We start from the raw sequence: 18,478 nt of genomic DNA, 5'->3' as shown, positions 1-18,478 counted from the left end.
CTGTGCCCCGGGCCGTCGCCCCTGCCATCGGCCAACTGGAGCCTGCGGCCTATGCCATTCGGCAGATAGGCGCGATACCGGGCACGGGGGTCTAATACCCTGCCCCGAGCCACTGCACCGCCCCCACCCTGGAGTTTCCCGATGCCCAGCCCGCCCCTCGATCCCGCCAGCGCCCTGGCCCTGCGCAGCCAGTACCGGCAGTCGCAAAGCCGCGCCGCGCGCCTGCGGCTGCTGGTGGACACCGGCCAGGAGCTGCTGCAACTGCCCCCCGGACAGATGCGCCAGCGGGTGGTGCAGCGGGCCTGCGCCTTTGTCGCCATGGACCAGGGGCTGTTACTGGAATGGAGCAGCGACGGCGTGGCCCACGCCAGCGCCGAACAGGGCCACGGCGAATGCCTGCAAGCCCTGCGCGCCGTGGCCGGGCAGGCCCAGTGGCTGGAGCGCCCGCTTGCGCAAACCGGGGTGCTGCGCGTACTGCTGCACCGCGCCGACGGCCAGCCCTTCGGCGCCCTGCTGCTGGCCAACAGTGTGCCCATCAGCGCGCCGGACAGCGAAGACCTGGAATCCCTGCAACTGCTGGCCACGCTGTTGGCCACGCACCTGGAAAACCAGCGCCTGCTGCAGGACCTGCAAGCCCGGGAGCGCAGCATGTCGGAGCTGGTGCAGCGCCTGTTCAGCGCCCAGGAGGATGAGCGCAAGCGCGTCGCCTACGACCTGCACGACGGCCTGGCGCAAACCCTGGCCGGGCTGCACCAGCGCCTGCAGGGTTTCGCCGGGCGCTGCCCGCCGCTGCCGGAGCCCCTGCACGATGAACTGCAGACCATCCTGCAACTGGCCCAGGGCTGCGTCGGCGAAGGCCGGCAACTGATCGGCGGCCTGCGCCCCCATGTGCTGGACGACTTCGGCCTGTTGCGGGCCATCGACCGCGAGGCCGACCGCCTGCGCGACGCCGGGCTGGCGGTGCACTGGCAGCAGCGCTACCCGGAGCGCCTGCCGGCGGCCCTGGAAATCGCCCTGTTCCGCATCGCCCAGGAAGCCATCAACAACATCCTCAAGCATGCCCGGGCCCACAGCGTCAGCCTGAACCTGGCCCTGGAAGCAGGCCAGGCGGTGCTCGGCATCAGCGACGACGGCGCAGGTTTCCAGCCGGCATCCGGCCAGGGCATCGAACAGTTGGGCCAGGTGGCCATGCAGGAACGCGCCCATTTGCTGGGCGGGCGTTTCACCTGCCACAGCCGGCCCGGCAGCGGCACGCGGATTCTCGCCCGCGTCCCCGTCCCCTCCCTGGAGCACGCGGTATGACAGCGGTGATACGCCTGGTCCTGGCGGACGATCATGAAGTCACCCGCACCGGCTTCATCGCCCTGCTGGCGGGCAACCCGGAGTTCGAGGTGGTGGGGCAAGCCAGGGATGGCGAGCAAGCCCTGGCCCTGTGCGAGCAACTGCGCCCGGACCTGGCCATCCTCGATATCCGCATGCCCCTGCTCAACGGCCTGGGGGCCGCGCGCCTGCTGCAACAGCGCCAGCCCGAGGTCAAGGTGGTGATCTTCACCATGGACGACAGCCCCGATCACCTGGAAGCCGCCATGGCCGCCGGCGCCGTGGGCTACCTGCTCAAGGACGCCAGCCGCGAAGAGGTGCTCGACGCCCTGCAGCGCGTGGCCCGGGGCGAAGAGGCGCTCAACAGTGCGGTCAGCGCCCGCCTGCTGCGGCGCATGAGCGAGCGCGGCAACGGCCAGGCGCCCCAGGCTCAGGCCCTGACTGCCCGCGAGCGCCAGGTGCTGGGGCTGGTGGCCGGTGGCTTCAGCAACCGCGAGATCGGTGAAAAGCTGGGCATCACCACCGGCACCGCCAAGGCCCACGTGGAACGGGTGATCGGCAAGCTCGGCGCCGCCGACCGTACCCAGGCCGCGGTGCGCGGCATGGCCCTGGGGCTGGTGGCGCAACCTGCCGGGCAGTGGCCGTGAACCTGCTCAGCGCCCGGCGCTGGGCCGACCTGCCGCTGCGGGGCAAGGCGCTGGTGGTGATCTCCCTGCCGCTGGTGATCCTGCTGCTGTCGCTGGTGCTGATCTACAGCACCGAGCGCCAGACCGCCCGCGCCGAGGAGGACGTGCGCCGGGTGCTGCTGGTGCAGGGCGATATCCAGGCGGTGCACACCCTCCTGGCCGAGGCCGCCGCCAGCGTGCGTGGCTACCTGCTGACCCGGCGCGAGGACTTTTTGCCCGCCTACCTCCAGGCCCGGCCGCAGATCGAGGCCGCGCTGCAACGCCTGGACCAGAATGTCCAGGACCCGCGCATGCGCGACTACCTGCAGACCATCACCCCGCTGATCCGCACCAAGCTCGACGGCCTGGTGGCCCTGCGCAACGGCAGCCGCGACGACGCCGCCACGGTGACCGCGATCCTGATCGACAACAAGCAGGTACTGGACGTGCTGCGCGAGCAGATCAGCGCCATGCGCGTGCGCGAGGATGCGCTGCTGGCCGAACGTAGCGCAGCCGCCGCGGCAACCCGCATGCGCCTGCTGTTCGCCACCTTGCTGGCCGCCGGCTGCGGGCTGTTCGGCGCCATCGTCGCGGTGCTGTTGCTGTCCCGGGGCATCGTCACCCGGGTGCAGCAGGTACAGGGCAATGCCCAGCGCCTGGCCCTGGGCCAGCCGCTGCGCCCGCAAGCGCCGGAACAGGATGAAATCGGCCAGCTGGGCACGCGCCTGGTGGAGGCCGGGCAACTGCTGGCCGAGCGCGAACGGGCCCTGCGCGACAACGAGGAACGCCTGCGGCTGATCATCGACGGGGTCAAGGACTACGGGATCTTCGCCCTGGACACCGCAGGCCGGGTTACCACCTGGAACGTCGGCGCGGAACGGATCAAGGGCTACAGCGAGCAGGAAATCATCGGCCGGCATTTTTCCCTGTTCTACCTGCCCGAAGAGTGCCCCCAGCACCCGGACATGGCCCTGCGCGAGGCCACCGCCCACGGCCACTACATGGAAGAGGCCTGGCGCTGTCGCAAGGACGGCAGCCGCTTCTGGGCCAGCGTGGTGATCACCGCGCAGTACGACGCCAGCGGCGCCCTGCGCGGTTTTTCCAAGATCACCCGGGACATCACCGATCGCCGTGCCGCGGAAATCGCCCTGGGCACCGCCCGCGAGGAAGCGGAAAGCGCCAGCCGCGCCAAGAGCGAATTCCTCTCGCGCATGAGCCACGAACTGCGCACGCCGCTGAACGCCATCCTCGGCTTCGCCCAACTGCTGGACATGGATTCCAGTGCCGGCCAGCGGCCCCAGGTCGGGCATATCCTGCGGGCCGGGCAGCACCTGCTGGGGCTGATCAACGAGGTGCTGGACATTGCCCGTATCGAGGCCGGGCGCCTGCCGCTGAACGTCGAGCCCATGGCCCTGGCGGCGGTGCTGCACGAAGCCCTGACCCTGGTGTCACCCATGGCCGCGGACGCCGGCATCACCCTGGCGCCGCTGCCGGAACTGGCGGCGGACAGCGGCGTGATCGCCGACCGCCAGCGCCTGATCCAGGTGCTGCTCAACCTGCTGTCCAACGCCATCAAGTACAACCGCGCGGGTGGCCGGGTCAGCATCGACGTGGCGATCGAGGCATCGCGCCTGCGCCTGAGCGTGCTCGACACCGGCGCCGGCATCACCGCCGAGCGCCTGGAGCGCCTGTTCAAGCCCTTCGAACGCCTGGACGCCGACCCCAGGGTCGAAGGTACCGGCCTTGGGCTGGCCCTGAGCAGGAGCCTGCTGGAAATGATGGACGGCAGCCTGGGTGTACAGAGCAACCCGGGCAGCGGCAGTTGCTTCACCCTGGAGCTGCCCTTCGTGCGCCTGGCCGCTGCAGCCGCCGTGGCGCCCTGCAACGCCCCGGCGCTGAACGTGCCGGCGCCACAGCCCGCAAGCCGCTACCAGGGCAAGGTGCTGTGCATCGAAGACAACCTGCAAAGCCTGGCGCTGATCGAAACCCTGCTGCAACGGCGCCCGGGCATCCGGCTGCTGTCGAGCATGCAAGGCCAGATGGGCCTGGACCTGGCCCGCCAGCACGCGCCGCAGATGATCCTGCTGGATGTCAGCCTGCCGGACCTGCCCGGCCTGGAGGTGCTGCAACGCCTGCGGGCCTCCAGCGCCACGGCCGACATCCCGATCCTGATGATCACCGCCGACGCCAGCGAACCGACCCGGCGCGCCCTGCTCGACGCCGGGGCCACGGCGATCCTGACCAAGCCCATCCACATCCCGGTGTTCTTCGCCCACCTCGATGCCTGTCTTCCGGAGCTCCCATGACTGCCGATCTGCGCATCCTCATCATCGATGACCAGCGCCCCAACCTCGACCTGATGGAACAGCTGCTGGCCCGCGAAGGGCTGCACAACGTCCTCAGCAGCACCCAGCCGCTGCGCAGCCTGGAGCTGTTCAACAGCTTCGAGCCGGACCTGGTGATCCTCGACCTGCACATGCCCGAGTTCGATGGCTTTGCGGTACTGGAACAGCTCAACCGACGGATCCCGGCCAACGACTACCTGCCGATCCTGGTACTCACCGCCGACGCCACCCGCGACACCCGCCTGCGGGCGCTGGCCCTGGGCGCCCGGGACTTCATCAGCAAACCCCTGGATGCCCTGGAAACCCTGCTGCGGATCTGGAACCTGCTGGAGACCCGGGCCCTGTACAAGACCCTGCGCACCCTGGTGCCGCCGGAGCGCATCGAACTGCTGCGCCCACCAAGAACCTGACCTGCCGCACCTGGCCCCACCACCGCCCCCTGTAGCCGCTGCCGCAGGCTGCGGCTACAGGAAGCTCGGGGGGTCAGAGGTCGCGGAAGAACTCCCCCGGGGTGGCGTCGAACTGCTGGCGAAAGGCGGCGATAAATGCCGAGGTCGAGTCATAACCACAGGCCAGCGCCACATCGGTGACCCGCTCGCCCTGCTCCAGGGGAGTCAGGGCGCCCAGCAGGCGCAGGCGCTGGCGCCAGGCACGGAAGGTCAGCCCGGTGTCCTTGAGGAACAGGCGGCTGAGGGTCTTCTCCGTCACCCCAAGCTTCTGGCTCCACTGGCCCAGCGTCGTGGCCTGCTCCGGGTGCGCCTGCAGGCTGCGGTAGATCGCCCGCAGGCGCACGTCGTGGGGCAGCGGCAGCATCAGGTCCAGCTGCGGCGCGGCGGCCAACTGGTCCAGCAGCACCTGGGCCAGGCGCCCGTCGGCGCTGTCCTCGACATATTCCACCGGCAATTCACTGAAGGCGCGGATCAACTCCCGCAGCAGGCTGCTGACCGCCAGCACCTGGCAGCTGTCCGGCGCCGCCCAGGTGGTAACGCTGCAATCGAGATACAGGCTGCGCATCTCGGTGCGCGGCGAGCTGAACACCCGGTGCGGCACCCCGGCGGGAATCCACACCGCCCGTTGCGGCGGGGCGATAAAGCGCCCGCCGCTGGTCTGGATCTCCAGCACCCCGGCAATAGCGTAGGACAATTGCACCCACGGGTGGCTGTGGCGCCGGGTCAAGGCGCGATTGGGCAAGGATTCGGTGCGCCCGTACACCGGCCGCGGCAGGCTGGGCAAACCGGGAATACTGCGCCGGACGATCTTTTCATGTCCTTTAGGCGGCATTAACTGGCTCCTTGGCGTTAGTCGGTAAAACGCAGCCACGTTAGAGTCGCCCCACCGCACTTGGCAACCCCCGGATGATCCCGCTATGACTCGCTCGCGTCTTTTGCCCGACAACTTCACCCTGACCCTGATCGGCGTGGTGCTGCTGGCCAGTTTCCTGCCGGCCAGCGGCCAGGTGGCCATAGGTTTCGGCTGGCTGACCAACATCGCCATCGGCCTGCTGTTCTTCCTCCACGGCGCCAAGCTCTCGCGCGAGGCGATCATTGCCGGGGCCGGCCACTGGCGCCTGCACCTGCTGGTGTTCAGCCTGACCTTCATCCTCTTTCCCGTGTTGGGCCTGGCGCTCAAGCCGCTGCTGTCACCGCTGGTGGGCAACGACCTGTACATGGGCATGCTGTATCTGTGCGCCCTGCCGGCCACGGTGCAATCGGCGATCGCCTTCACCTCCCTGGCCCGGGGCAACATCCCGGCAGCCATCTGCAGCGCTGCGGCGTCGAGCCTGTTCGGGATCTTCCTCACCCCGCTCTTGGTGACCCTGCTGCTGAACGTGCACGGCGAAGGCGGCTCGACCCTGGACGCCATCCTCAAGATCAGCGTGCAGTTGCTGCTGCCCTTTATCGCCGGGCAGATCGCCCGACGCTGGATCGGCGCCTGGGTCGGGCGCAACAAGAACTGGCTGCGCTTCGTCGACCAGGGCTCGATCCTGCTGGTGGTCTACGGCGCCTTCAGCGAAGCGGTGAACGAAGGCATCTGGCACCAGATCCCGCTGTGGGAACTGGCCGGCCTGGTGGTGGCCTGCTGCGTCCTCCTGGCGCTGGTGCTGCTGGCGTCGAGCTTTCTCGGCAAGCTGTTCGGCTTCGACCAGGAAGACCGCATCACCATCCTCTTCTGCGGCTCGAAAAAGAGCCTGGCCACCGGCGTGCCCATGGCCCAGGTGCTGTTTGCCGGCAGCACCATGGGCGTGCTGATTCTGCCCCTGATGCTGTTCCACCAGATCCAGCTGATGGTCTGCGCGGTGCTGGCCCAGCGCTACGCCAAGCGCCCGGAATCGGTGGCCGAGCTGATGGGCCAGGTCGACCCGTAGCCTTTCCTGCAAGGCGGCCCGGTGGCTGGCCGGGCCTGCGCGCAGATGGCGGTGAAGATCGCGCAATGGCATGATGCCGCGGCGAAAATCATCAAGGACCGCTGATGTTTCCCCATCGAATTCAAGCCCCCAGCCAGGCCGACCTGGAACTGCAGGTTAGCGCCCGGCTGGAGGCCGATGACCAGGCCCAGGTCATCGTCCAGTTCGCCAAGGCCGAACAGTACGACGGCGAACTGCTAAGTCAGCTCGACACGCTCTGCGCCCGTTTCGGCGAGCGCCTCAATGTGCGTTTCTACAGCCACTATCCGGGCAGCGCGTTTGACGGCCGCACCTTGCTCGCCCTGCCCAATGTTCACTCCCTGAGCCTGGATTGCCTGGACACTCTGGAACACTTCGAAACCATTGGCAGCCTGCACAAGCTCAAGGATTTCGCCCTGCAAGTCATCAGCGCCGACCTGCCGGGCCTCTTGGCCCTGCCCAACTTGAGGGGGCTGCGAACGCTGCGCCTGTCCCTGGACAAAGGCCCGGCCATCGATCTCGCGCCCCTGGCCACCATGGCCGAGCTGCACACCCTGTCCCTCAGCGTGCAAAGCCATCACCTGGACGTACTGAGCCAGTGCCCGGGCATCCGCCACCTGGACCTGCATCGCATGCCGGCCAAGACGCCCCTGGGCATGGTCGCCGGCATGACCGGCCTGCACAGCCTCTCGGTGACTTTCGGCAGCCGTGAGCAGATGCCGGAGCTGCGCAATCCCCAGGTCAAGGAACTGGAGATCATGCGGGTGCGCGGCCTCAACCGCCTGGACCTGGATGGCTTTCCCCTGCTTGAAGTGTTGAAGATCGAGGACCAGGCGCAACTGAGCCAACTGGACCTTGGCGAGGCGCCGCAGTTGCGCAAGATGAGCCTGATCAACCTCAAGACCCTGGGGGAACTCAGCGGCCTGAAAACCTCGAACATCGCTGACCTGCGCATCATCAAGGCCCCACAGTTGGATCTGCTGACACTGATCGACAGCCACCTACCGGCCAGCGTGCAGCACCTCAAGCTGCTCAGTGGCAAACGCGCCGTGGACAAACAGCTCGACGCCCGGCAACAGCAGCTGGGCATTCCTGAACCCCGCGGCCCCTATTGACCGCCGCCCTCTCGTAGGAGCGAGCTTGCTCGCGAAGGACGTCAACGATAACGCGCACTTGCAGGGAACAGGCGGCGCTTTGGAAATCATCGCGAGCAAGCTCGCTCCTACAGATTCACCGCCCCTTCCGTGATCACCCGCACCCGTGGCGCGCATTGGCACCCCACGGCTGTGCTAACGTTCGCCAACCCCAAAGCTTGAAACCCTGCCCCATGTCCATCACTGAGAATCTCCTGGCCTTCACCCTGGCTGCCACGCTACTGACCCTGACCCCGGGCCTGGACACCGCCCTGGTGCTGCGCACCGCCACGGTAGAAGGCCGGCGGCAGGCGCTACGCGCGGCGTTGGGCATCAATGCCGGCTGCCTGATCTGGGGCGCGGCTGTGGCCTTCGGCCTGGGGGCCTTGATCGCGGTGTCGGAACTGGCCTTCAACCTATTGAAGTACTGCGGCGCCGCCTACCTCGCCTGGCTGGGACTGAACATGCTGCTGCGCCCGCGCCACTCGTTTGCTCCCACAGGCGCGAACAGCGACCCCGGCACCAACTGGTTTCTCAAGGGCATGCTGGGCAATGTGCTCAACCCCAAGGTGGGAGTGTTCTACGTGTCCTTTCTGCCGCAGTTCATTCCCCAGGGCCAGCCGTTGGTGGCCTGGACCTTCGGCCTGGTGAGCATTCACGTGGTGCTGGGGCTGGTCTGGTCGCTACTGCTGATCGCCGCCACCCGGCCCCTGGCCGGTGTGCTGCAGCGGGAAAAGGTGATCCAGTGGATGGACCGCACCACAGGGATGATCTTCGTACTGTTTGCCGCTCGATTGGCCTTGAGCAGGCGCTGAGAAGCCGCTCCCAGCCACTGCCAACACCCCCCGACAAACTCACGAGGTCACGCCAAGGCCGCCACTCAGGCTTGCGCCTCGCTCCTAAACTGTTGCCACTGTTCCCAGCAGTTCTCGGCCACCAGATCGCGGTAACCCCGCTGGTTTTCCATGCTCAGCGCCACTGCCACCGGCAACGCGACACAGGCGGCGTTATCACGAATCTCCAGCACTTCGGCCTCGGTCAGGGGCCTGCCCTTGGTGTTTTCGGCATTCAGCAGCAAGGCCACCAACGCAGGTACGAATACCAGGCAAAGCTGATCGGTCATGGCTCAGTGTCCAGGGGTTAGGCAAGGGCCGAAAAGCCTACACACATCGGCCCTGCGCAGCCATTGCACAAGGACAATAACGGCTGCCGGGGGCGCTTTCGCACACAACGGCTGGGCAGCACAGGCGATCTGCCCACCCCCGCCATTCACCCCTCGGCCAGCACCACGCCCCGCGCTTCCAGCAGCTTCACAAAACTGCTCAAACTCTGCGACACGGTGCCGCGCCGCCAGACCAGCCAGGTGCGCAGGAAGCGAAAACGCGGGGACAACGGCCAGACGCTGACCGTGGCGCAGCCGGGCATGCTTTCCAGCATGCTGCGGGGCATCAGCGCCAGCCCGGCGCCGGCGCTGACGCAGGCCAGCATGCCGTGGTAGGACTCCATTTCATGGATCTTGCCCGGCACCGCGGCGTCCTGGGTGAACCAGCTTTCGAAGTGATGACGGTAGGAGCAATTGGCGCGAAAGGCGTAGATGCTTTCGCCGTTGACCTCCCGCGCCCGGGTAATCGGCGCATGCCCCAGCGGGGCGATCAGCACCATTTCCTCCTCGAACACCGGCAGCCCTTCCAGAGCCGGGTGGCGCACCGGGCCGTCGACGAAGGCGGCCACCAGGCGGCCGGACAGCACGCCGTCGATCATGGTCCCGGAGGGTCCGGTGGACAGGTCCAGTTCCACCTTGGCGTACTGCTGATTGTAGGCCGCGAGCAGCGCCGGGATGCGTACCGCCGCCGTGCTTTCCAGCGAGCCCAGGGCGAACGGTCCCTGGGGCTCCTCGCCGGCCACAGTCAGACGCGCCTCGGCCACCAGGTCGAGAATGCGCCGGGCGTAGTCGAGGAAATTCCAGCCGGCGGGGGACAGGCGCATGCGGCTCTTCTCGCGGATAAACAGCTCCACCCCCAGGTCCTGCTCCAGTTGCTTGATCCTGGTGGTCAGGTTCGACGGCACCCGGTGGATCAGTTGCGCGGCGGCGCTGATGCTGCCCTGCTCGGCAACAGCCTTGAAAATTTCCAGCTGGACCAGATCCACGACATTCTCCAAACGTGAACGACTTGCTCAATATTATTCAGTTTTCAGCAAAGATCCAGCACCGTAACCTGCCGCCATTCCCACCCGAGCAGGACGGTGCCATGAGCCTTGTTTCCAGCCACACCCACGCCTTGTCGATCAACCCCGCCACTGGCGAGCAGATCGGCGCCTACCCCTACCAGTCCGAGGCTGAGCAGGACGCCGCGCTGAGCCGTGCCGCCGCTGGTTTCGCCCAGTGGAAACGCCAGAGCATCGCCGAGCGCGCCAGCCGCCTGAACGCACTGGCCCAGGCCCTGCGGGACAACAGCGAGGCCATGGCCCGCATGATCAGCCTGGAAATGGGCAAGCCCCTGCCCCAGGCCCGGGGCGAAATCGAAAAGTGCGCCCAGCTGTGCCTGTGGTACGCCGAGCACGGCCCGGCCATGCTGGCCCCGGAAGCGACCCTGGTGGAAAACAACAAGGCACGCATCGAGTACCGCCCGCTGGGCCCGCTGCTGGCGGTGATGCCGTGGAACTTCCCGATCTGGCAGGTGCTGCGCGGCGCGGTGCCGGCGCTGCTGGCGGGCAACACCTACGTGCTCAAGCACGCCCCGAATGTCATGGGCAGCGCCTACCTGCTGCTGGACGCCATGCAGCGCGCCGGTTTCCCTGAAGGGGTGTTCGAGCTGCTCAACGTCACCCCGGACGGCGTATCCAGCGCCATCGCCGACCGCCGCATCGCCGCTGTGACCCTCACCGGCAGCGTGCGCGCCGGCATCGCCATCGGCGCCCAGGCCGGCGCCGCGCTGAAGAAGTGCGTGCTGGAACTGGGCGGCTCCGACCCCTTTATCGTGCTCAACGACGCCGACCTTGACGAAGCGGTCAAGGCCGCGGTGATCGGGCGCTACCAGAACACCGGCCAGGTCTGCGCCGCCGCCAAGCGCCTGATCATCGAGCAAGGGGTGGTCGCGGAGTTCACCCGCAAATTCGTCGAAGCCACCCGCGCCCTGGTCATGGGCGACCCGCTGGCCAGCGACACCTATATCGGCCCCATGGCCCGCTTCGACCTGCGTGACGAGCTGCACCAGCAGGTCCAGGCGACCCTGGCCGAAGGCGCCACCCTGCTGCTGGGCGGCGACAAGGTCGAAGGCGCCGGCAACTATTACCAACCCACGGTGCTGGCCAACGTCACCGAGCAGATGACCGCCTTCAAGCAGGAACTGTTCGGCCCGGTGGCCGCCATCATCAGCGCCCGGGATGCGCAACACGCCCTGGAACTGGCCAACGACAGCGAGTTCGGCCTCACCGCCACGATCTTCACCCAGGACCTGGAACGGGCCCGGCAGATGACCGACGAGCTGGAAACCGGCGGCGTATTCATCAACGGCTACAGCGCCAGCGACCCCCGGGTGACCTTCGGCGGAGTGAAAAAAAGCGGCTTCGGGCGCGAGCTGTCGCACTTTGGCGTACGCGAATTCTGCAATGCGCAGACGGTGTGGCTGGATCGCCGTTGAGGCTCGGAGGCCACGTCATAGGCTGAACGACCCCGGTGAAAAGCGGACCTGGATCAGGTCCGCTTTTTAATCGGATTAGAGGCCGGCTCTGGTGCGAATCAGAACTTTCCTAATGAAAAAGCGCCGTTTTTTTCATTCTTTTAAGAATTTTCTTGAAGCAAGCAAGCCTGCCTCATTCTTATGATGCTGCTCTTTGGCATTACTCTGAGGTCCGCTATGTGCTCCTCCCTGCAAAAGTTCATCGTTCGTCTTCCAGGCGACCTGCACAACCAGCTCAAACACATTGCCAAACGAGAAAACCGCAGCATGAACAATGAAATCGTCGACCGCCTGGAAAAGTCCCTGGTCGTCGATGAAACCCGCGAGATGAATGAGAAGCTCATCAGCCTGCTGCTGCGCAAGGTCGATTCCATGGAGGAGCGGATCAAGTGCCTGCAGATGGGCCACCCGGAGCCCGAGCAGGATTGCCCACCGCCGTGTTACGCAAGGACTTGAAGCGGCCACTCCCGCCACGCGATCTTCTACCTTTCCCGCCTTTACCCCCTCGCTGCAGCTTGTATGATGGCGCCTGCCCGACAGTACCCAGCGGCAACCGCCAGGCCCCGGCCTGATGCCCGCAGGGCTCCCCCGCTGTTCCTCACTACACACGCAGGTCGACGCTCCTAGCCTTCCCAGGAACCTCCCCCGGCTTCTGCCATGGGGCCGCGTCGCCTTCTAGGATTGTTCATGAGCCGGATTCACCCGACTGCCCCCGCGCGCACCTGCAGCTCAGCTTTGCCCCTCAACCGCCTGACCCTGGGCCTGCTGCTGGCCGGCAGCAGCGCCGTGGCAAACGCCGCGGGCACCCAGTTGCCGACCCAGACCGTCAGCGGCGAAGAGCCCTACGGCTATCGCGTCGACAGCGCCTCGGTGGGTGGTTTCAGCGAAGCGCCCTTGCTGGATACCCCGGCCTCCATCAGCGTGATCAATGAAGACATGATCCTCGACCAGCAGGCCCGGCTGCTCAGCGACGTGCTGAAGAACGATGCCTCGGTGGGCCAGAGCTACGCGCCGGTGGGCTACTACGAAAACTTCGAGGTGCGCGGCTTCTCGCTGAATGCCGCCAGCAGCTACAAGATCAACAACCGCACCATCACCGGCGAGCAGAACGTCGCCCTGGAAAACAAGCAGCGGGTGGAATTGCTCAAGGGCCTTTCCGGCCTGCAAAGCGGGGTCAGCGAGCCCGGCGGGCTGATCAACTATGTGACCAAGCGGCCCACGGACATTCGTTCGGTGACCGTTTCCACCGACGACCGCGGCAGCGGCTACCTGGCCACCGATGTCGGCGGCTGGTTCGGCAGCGAACAGCAGTTCGGCCTGCGTGCCAACCTGGCCCATGAAGACCTGCACTCCTACGTCGAGCACACCAATGGCCAGCGCGACTTCGCCTCCCTGGCCCTGGACTGGAACATCAGCCCCGATGCCCTGCTGCAACTGGACATCGAATACCAGAACAAGCAGCAGCGCTCGGCCCCGGGTTATCAACTGCTGGGGGGCTCCAGCCTGCCCCACCACGCCTCGCCGAAAAGACTCCTGGGGCACCAGAGCGGATCAAAGCCGGTGACCAATGAATCGCTGAACATCGGCGGCAACTTCGAGTACCGCTTCAACGACGACTGGAAGGGCAACCTCAGTGCGTCGCGCAGCAAGGTGGTGATCGATGACTACAGTTCGTTTGCCTGGGGCGGCTGTACCACCGGCTGCATCAACGCCAACGGCAACTACTTCAGCCCCGAAGGCAACTACGACATCTACGACTTCCGCAGCCCCGACGACACCCGGCGCAACGATGAAGTGCAGGCGGTGCTCAATGGTCGCTTCGACGCCGCAGGCCTGGGCCATGAGTTGAGCGTGGGGACCAGTGCGTTTCGTCGTGTGGTGGACCGGCGCGAGTCCATCAATCAATGGATTGGCACGGGCAATATCCAGAACGAGCCTGAGAACTTCGGCCGCTACGACGGCGCCCTCAACGACTCCCACAAACGCCTCGACAGCCGCCAATACGGCCTGTTCCTCAGCGACCGCATCAGCTTCAACGAACAGTGGCAGACCGTCCTCGGCGGGCGCGAAGTACGCCTCGACGAAGAGAGCTTCGACAAGGACGGCGTGCGCGATCGCCACACCCAACGCTATGTGTTCCTGCCCCAGGCCGCGCTGATCTACAAACCGATCAACAACATTTCGCTGTACACCCAGTACAGCAAAGGCTTGTCCCTGGGTGGCCAGGCCCCCTGGTTCGCCAGCAACAATGGCGAGACCCTCGCCCCCACCGTCTCCCGGCAGATCGAAGCCGGGGTCAAGTACGACTGGCAGCGCATGAGCTTTGCCGCCGCGCTGTTCCAGATGCGCCAGGCCTACCAGTACTCGCGCCCCGATGCCTCCGGCGGTTTCACCTACGTCCAGCAGGGCCAGCAAAAGAACACCGGCCTGGAGCTCTCCGCCAACGGTTGGGCCACCCAGCGCCTGCAGATTGCCGCCAGCGTCGCGGCGATCCGCTCCCGGGTGGAGGGCACCGGTACCCCGGCCTACGAGGGGCACCAGACCCTCAACGTCCCGCGCCTGCGAGCCAGCCTGCAGGGCGACTACGCCCTGCCCTGGCTCGACGGCCTGGCCTTGCTGGGCGGCATGCAATACAGCGCCAGCCAATACGCCGACCGCCAGGGCAACGTCGCCACCGGCGCCTACGCCATCTTCAACATCGGCAGCCGCTACAGCACTCGAATTGATGGCTACGACACGGTGTTTCGCCTGACCGTGGACAACCTGTTCGACAAGCGCTACTGGCGCGACACCGGGGAATACATGGGCGACGACTACCTTTTCCAGGGCGCGCCGCTGACGGCTCGATTGAGTGCTTCGGTGAATTTCTGATGCAGACGGCCCCTACCTGCCTCTCCCGTAGGAGCCGGCTTGCCGGCGAAGGCGATCTCGGGGCCCCTTCGCTGGCAAGCCAGCTCCTACAGGCCAGCGGTCGGGGTCAGCCAGTCGCGCAGCAGTTCGGTGGTGCGCTGGGGATGCTCCAGGGGCGGCAGGTGACCGCATTGCGCCAGCACTTGCAGGCGTGAACCAACAATTCCCTGGTGCAGGAACTGCGCTTCGGCCAGAGGGGTGATGGCGTCGTTTTCGCCCACCACGATCAGGGTCGGCACCTTGATGCTCGCCAGCAGCGGGCGGTAGTCCGCACGGTCGATGATCGCTTGTTGCTGTCGCACAAACCCCTCTTTGCCAATGGCCAGGGCCATGTCCTGCACCAGTTTCGCCACCGGCGTGTCCAGGCAGCGCGGGTGCATCAGCCGCGGCAGCAGGTGCGGGGTCACGCCCTTGAAACGGCCCTGACGGGCCAGGGCCAGCAAGCCGCGACGCATCCGCGCCCGGGCCTCGTCGTCTGGGCGGGCCATGGTGTCGAACAGCGCCAGCTTCAGCACCCGTTCGGGGGCCTGGCGCAACATTTCCATGGCCACATAGCCGCCCATGGACAAGGCCGCCAGGGCGAATTGCGCAGGCGCCTGTTGCAGGGTGCGGCGGGCCATCTCGGCAATGCTGGCATCCAGGCTGAGGTCGGCAATCTGCACCTCGCGCTCTGGCCCCAGGGCCCGTGCCTGTTGCTGCCACAGGCGTTCATCGCACAAGAGCCCGGGCAGCAGGACCAGGGGCAATGGTTTGTCAGTGCCTGAACCCGGCATCTCAACCTCCATTGGCAGCCGCCTGGAACCGGGCGATGTGCTGCCACATCAGGCCCGGGTTGGAATACATGGGGAAATGCCCGCAGTCGGGAATCCGTGCCAGTTGCACACCCCGGGCCTGGAGCTGCGCCAGGTAGGACAGCCCGGCATTCTGCTCGCCGTACATGAACATGCGCGGGCACGGCAGGCCGAGAAAACGCTGCATCAGATTGCCGTGATCGGATAGCTGGACCATGGATTCGAAGATGCCGCGAACCGCGCCTGCCCGCACCTTGTGCCCCAGGCTCGCGGCATACAGGGCACTGGCATAGGCCGGGGCATGGCGCGCGCGCTCGATGAAATCGTCGAGGAAACGCTGCGCATCCGCCTCGGGGTAGTCGACAATCTGCCGGCTGAGGAAGCAGTCCTCAGGGGCGATGTTGCCTTCGATATCGACAAAGCTCAGCACCCGCTCAGGGCAGCGGTCCGCCAGCATCAGGGCCGTCAGGCCGCCCATGGAATGCCCCACCAGATGGAAGCGCTCGATACCGAAATGCTCCAGTACCTGCAACGCGGTCTCCAGCAGGAACGGGATGGAGATCCGCGATAGGTCCTCACACTGGCTTGCCCCACAACCTGGCGCGTCGTAAGCGATAAAGGGCTGGCCGGCGAAGGCCGAGTGACGGGTGATATCGGCGTAATCCTCCTTGGTGGAACCAAAACCATGGAGGAACAGGATCGGCGCACGGGTGCCGCCGCGATGCAGGGTGGCGATTTGCAGGGGCACGCCGGCCACGTTCAGCGGCAGATGGGTGTGGGTGAACTCGGGGGCTGATGGCACGAAACAATCCTTGGGCTTCAGGCAGGCGCAGGCGACAGGAAGGCCAGTCTCGGGGCCGGCAAGCTGCCTGTAAATTCCCCATTGCAGAACACAGCCATAGGGCAAAGCTATAAAACCCCGCCACTCAGTTGGCGCCCTGGAACTGCGCCACCAGCGCCTGCACCAGGGGATTGGCCCGGGTCGAATTCCAGGCCATGGCGGTGGTCACCACGTTCAGCCGTTGGCTCAGAGGCCGCAACACCACGTTGTCCGGCGCCACGGTCTTCAGCGAGGCCGGCACCAGGGCAATGCCCTGGCCGCAGCTGACAAAGGCGATCTGCGAGGCCACCGAACGCACTTCATGCAGCACCCGGGGCGAGAAACCGTTGTCGCGGCAGGTGGCGATCAGGTTGTCGAAATACACCGGGCTGACCCGCCGGGAAAACATCACCAGCGGCTCGTTGGCCAGGCTCGACAGGCTGATGCGCGAACGCGAGGCCAGCGGGTGATCGGCGGGCAAAGCCAGCGCCAGGCGGTCCTCGGTCAAGGGCAGCGAACGCACGCTGGCCCCCAGGTCGCCTTCCAGGCGGGCGAAGGCCAGGTCGATATCGCCGGCTTCCAGCGCCGGAATCGCCTCGACGCTGTCGATCTCGCGCACCGACACCGTCAACTGCGGGTAATCGGCCTTGAGCTGTTCGATCAGCGGCGGCAGCACATCGAGCATGGCGCTGGTGATGGCGCCGATGGTCAAGAGCCCGGTCTGCCCCGCCACCGCCTCGTGCACCGCCAGCTCCAGGCGCTCCAGTTGCTCGGCGAACTTGCGCACCGCCGGCAGGATCGCCGCCCCCACCGGGGTCAGCTGCGCGCCACGGCGCGAGCGGTCGAACAGCTTGACCTTGAGGGCGTGCTCCAGCACCTGGATCTGCTCGGTCAGCGGCGGTTGGGACATGCCCAGGCGCTTGGCGGCGCGGCTGAAATTCTGTTCTTCGGCCACCGCGAGGAACAGCCAGAGGTGGCGAATCAGGCGGAAATTGATCATGGAAATTCCATAGGTTGAACGTATGAAAGGCTTCTGCGATTCGTAATATACCTATCAAAGCCCAGCCTCGACACTGGCACCTCCTTCACCACGGGAGCCACCCATGCCCAGTGCCAATTCTCTCCAGCGCCTTGCCGCACTGGACAGCAACACCGTCTCCGACGCCCTCGACTTCCTCGCCCTGCCCGGCGCCACCCTGGGCCTGCGGCCCTTGTGGAACTGCGAAAAAATCGTCGGCCGCGCCAGCACCGTACTGCTCGGGCCCAAGACCGACCAGCAGCCCACGGCGCACCTGATTACCCCGGTAGTGGAGCAGATTTGCAGCACTGACCGGGTGCTGGTGATTGCCGGAGGCCTGGAGGGCATTTCCTGCTGGGGCGACATCCTGGCCAATGCCGCGAGCGCCAAACAGGTTCGCGGCACGGTGATCGACGGCTACAGCCGCGACATCGACGGTAGCGCGGCCATCGGTTACCCGGTCTACGGCCGTGGCGTGACCATGATCAGCGCCCGCAACCGGGTGGTGCAGCTGGCCAGCGCCGTGGCCATCGAGGTCGCGGGCACCTGGGTCAATGAAGACGACTACGTGATCGCCGACAACTGCGGCACGGTGTTCGTCGCCGCAGAGCATGTCGAACAAGTGCTGGAGCTGGCGGAACGCATCACTCGGCGCCAGGACGCCATGGTCGCCGCCGTGCGCAGCGGCCGCTCGGTGGCCGAGGTGATGCACGACAGCCACTTCGACGCCATCCAGCAGGAGCCGGCCCAATGAACAGCCAGGACCAGGAACTGGTGGCGCTGTTCGCCGGCCTCGACACCCCCGGAGTCTCCGATGCCCTGGACAAGCTCGGCCTGCCGGGCCAATGCCTGGGCCTGATGCCCCTGGACAACTACCGACAGACGCTGGTGGGCCCGGCCTTTACCGTGCAGTACGTCAGCGCCAGCGTGCCACCGGGCACCGTGGGCGACTTTATCGACGACGTGGCGCCCGGGGACGTGCTGGTGATCGACAACGGCGGACGCAGCGACTGCACCGTGTGGGGCGACATCATGACCCAGTACGCCGGGCGCAAGGGTATCGCCGCCACGGTGATCGACGGCGTCTGCCGTGATGTCGGCAAGGCGCTGGGCGATGGCTACCCGGTGTTCAGCAAGGGCCGCTACATGCGCACCGGCAAGGACCGGGTGCAAGTGCAGGCCTTGAACCAGCCGATCTCCATCGGCGGCGCCCGGGTCTGCCCCCGGGACATCGTAGTGGCCGACGCCAATGGCGTGGTGGTGGTGCCCCGCGAGCACGCCCGGGAAGTGGCCGCCTGCGCCCGCCGGATCGAAGCGGTGGAAGCCGATATCCGCGCCCTGCTCGACCAGGGCCAGACACTCAAGCAAGCCCGGGAAACCCTGGGCTATCACCAGTTGCAGAGGAAATCCTGA

18 protein-coding genes are annotated in these 18,478 nt (G+C 66.4%); 12 read left to right on the top strand and 6 right to left on the bottom strand.

Annotation, left to right across the window (positions count from 1 at the left end; all coding sequences use genetic code 11):
• The first annotated feature begins 141 nt into the window (after positions 1-141).
• The 4 genes from BM382_RS26660 to BM382_RS26645 are packed head-to-tail and all read left to right on the top strand — an operon-like array spanning position 142 to position 4,740.
• Complete coding sequence (locus BM382_RS26660) at positions 142-1,302, top strand: sensor histidine kinase (protein ID WP_019094128.1); 1,161 nt, start codon at positions 142-144, stop codon at positions 1,300-1,302.
• Positions 1,299-1,967, top strand: a complete 669-nt coding sequence (locus tag BM382_RS26655; RefSeq protein ID WP_011062112.1) for a response regulator — start codon at positions 1,299-1,301, stop codon at positions 1,965-1,967. Before BM382_RS26660 ends, BM382_RS26655 begins: the two co-directional genes overlap by 4 nt.
• Positions 1,964-4,291, top strand: a complete 2,328-nt coding sequence (locus BM382_RS26650) for an ATP-binding protein (RefSeq protein ID WP_170866350.1) — start codon at positions 1,964-1,966, stop codon at positions 4,289-4,291. The genes BM382_RS26655 and BM382_RS26650 overlap by 4 nt, the downstream gene beginning before the upstream one ends.
• Positions 4,288-4,740 (top strand): response regulator, encoded by a 453-nt coding sequence (locus tag BM382_RS26645; RefSeq protein WP_015636233.1) that lies wholly within the window; start codon positions 4,288-4,290, stop codon positions 4,738-4,740. The genes BM382_RS26650 and BM382_RS26645 overlap by 4 nt, the downstream gene beginning before the upstream one ends.
• Before the next feature lie 73 nt (positions 4,741-4,813).
• On the opposite strand, the gene BM382_RS26640 is transcribed toward BM382_RS26645, so the two are convergent.
• Positions 4,814-5,611 carry an AraC family transcriptional regulator gene (locus BM382_RS26640; RefSeq protein ID WP_015636234.1) on the bottom strand — a complete coding sequence of 266 codons (798 nt, stop codon included), beginning with the start codon at positions 5,609-5,611 and terminating at the stop codon, positions 4,814-4,816.
• 85 nt (positions 5,612-5,696) lie between these two features.
• On the opposite strand from BM382_RS26640, the gene BM382_RS26635 reads away from it, so the two are divergent.
• The 3 genes from BM382_RS26635 to BM382_RS26625 all read left to right on the top strand — a co-directional run bounded on the left by BM382_RS26635 (position 5,697) and on the right by BM382_RS26625 (position 8,661).
• Positions 5,697-6,695 (top strand): bile acid:sodium symporter family protein, encoded by a 999-nt coding sequence (locus BM382_RS26635; protein WP_015636235.1) that lies wholly within the window; start codon positions 5,697-5,699, stop codon positions 6,693-6,695.
• Between the two features lie 104 nt (positions 6,696-6,799).
• The gene (locus BM382_RS26630) at positions 6,800-7,828 is read left to right on the top strand and encodes a hypothetical protein (RefSeq protein ID WP_072444448.1); all 1,029 of its coding nucleotides are present in this window, start codon (positions 6,800-6,802) and stop codon (positions 7,826-7,828) included.
• Between the two features lie 212 nt (positions 7,829-8,040).
• On the top strand, positions 8,041-8,661 hold the full coding sequence (locus tag BM382_RS26625) for a LysE family translocator (RefSeq protein WP_011062117.1): 621 nt from the start codon (positions 8,041-8,043) through the stop codon (positions 8,659-8,661).
• Positions 8,662-8,726: 65 nt separating this feature from the next.
• Here the strand turns inward: BM382_RS26625 and BM382_RS26620 are convergent, their stop codons facing one another.
• Positions 8,727-8,969 carry a hypothetical protein gene (locus tag BM382_RS26620; RefSeq protein ID WP_072444450.1) on the bottom strand — a complete coding sequence of 81 codons (243 nt, stop codon included), beginning with the start codon at positions 8,967-8,969 and terminating at the stop codon, positions 8,727-8,729.
• Positions 8,970-9,115: 146 nt separating this feature from the next.
• Entirely contained in the window at positions 9,116-9,994 is an 879-nt protein-coding gene (locus BM382_RS26615) for a putrescine utilization regulator PtrR (protein WP_015636242.1), read from the bottom strand.
• 101 nt (positions 9,995-10,095) lie between these two features.
• Between BM382_RS26615 and BM382_RS26610 the strand changes: the two genes are divergently transcribed.
• From BM382_RS26610 to BM382_RS26600, 3 genes are all read left to right on the top strand, one after another.
• Positions 10,096-11,487 (top strand): aldehyde dehydrogenase family protein, encoded by a 1,392-nt coding sequence (locus BM382_RS26610; RefSeq protein ID WP_072444452.1) that lies wholly within the window; start codon positions 10,096-10,098, stop codon positions 11,485-11,487.
• Between the two features lie 180 nt (positions 11,488-11,667).
• Positions 11,668-11,982, top strand: coding sequence for an Arc family DNA-binding protein (locus tag BM382_RS26605; RefSeq protein WP_011062122.1), 315 nt, complete (start codon positions 11,668-11,670; stop codon positions 11,980-11,982).
• A 231-nt stretch (positions 11,983-12,213) separates the two neighbouring features.
• Positions 12,214-14,397 carry a TonB-dependent siderophore receptor gene (locus tag BM382_RS26600; RefSeq protein WP_072444454.1) on the top strand — a complete coding sequence of 728 codons (2,184 nt, stop codon included), beginning with the start codon at positions 12,214-12,216 and terminating at the stop codon, positions 14,395-14,397.
• 86 nt (positions 14,398-14,483) lie between these two features.
• Here BM382_RS26600 and BM382_RS26595 read toward each other — a convergent pair whose 3' ends face one another.
• From BM382_RS26595 to BM382_RS26585, 3 genes are all read right to left on the bottom strand, one after another.
• Positions 14,484-15,209, bottom strand: a complete 726-nt coding sequence (locus BM382_RS26595) for an alpha/beta fold hydrolase (RefSeq protein WP_065363276.1) — start codon at positions 15,207-15,209, stop codon at positions 14,484-14,486.
• 1 nt (position 15,210) lies between these two features.
• Positions 15,211-16,029, bottom strand: a complete 819-nt coding sequence (locus BM382_RS26590; protein WP_072444456.1) for an alpha/beta fold hydrolase — start codon at positions 16,027-16,029, stop codon at positions 15,211-15,213.
• A 124-nt stretch (positions 16,030-16,153) separates the two neighbouring features.
• Positions 16,154-17,047 (bottom strand): LysR family transcriptional regulator, encoded by an 894-nt coding sequence (locus BM382_RS26585; protein ID WP_072444458.1) that lies wholly within the window; start codon positions 17,045-17,047, stop codon positions 16,154-16,156.
• Positions 17,048-17,150: 103 nt separating this feature from the next.
• Here BM382_RS26585 and BM382_RS26580 point away from each other — a divergent pair, with 103 nt between their 5' ends.
• Positions 17,151-17,819, top strand: coding sequence for an RraA family protein (locus BM382_RS26580; protein ID WP_065363273.1), 669 nt, complete (start codon positions 17,151-17,153; stop codon positions 17,817-17,819).
• Positions 17,816-18,478: an RraA family protein gene (locus BM382_RS26575; protein ID WP_065363272.1), complete on the top strand. Its 663-nt coding sequence runs from the start codon at positions 17,816-17,818 to the stop codon at positions 18,476-18,478. The genes BM382_RS26580 and BM382_RS26575 overlap by 4 nt, the downstream gene beginning before the upstream one ends.

It is taken from the genome of Pseudomonas sp. NFPP25 (assembly GCF_900116505.1).
GTDB classification, from domain to species: Bacteria; Pseudomonadota; Gammaproteobacteria; order Pseudomonadales; family Pseudomonadaceae; genus Aquipseudomonas; species Aquipseudomonas protegens.
This window is presented reverse-complemented; position numbering and strand designations above follow the sequence as displayed.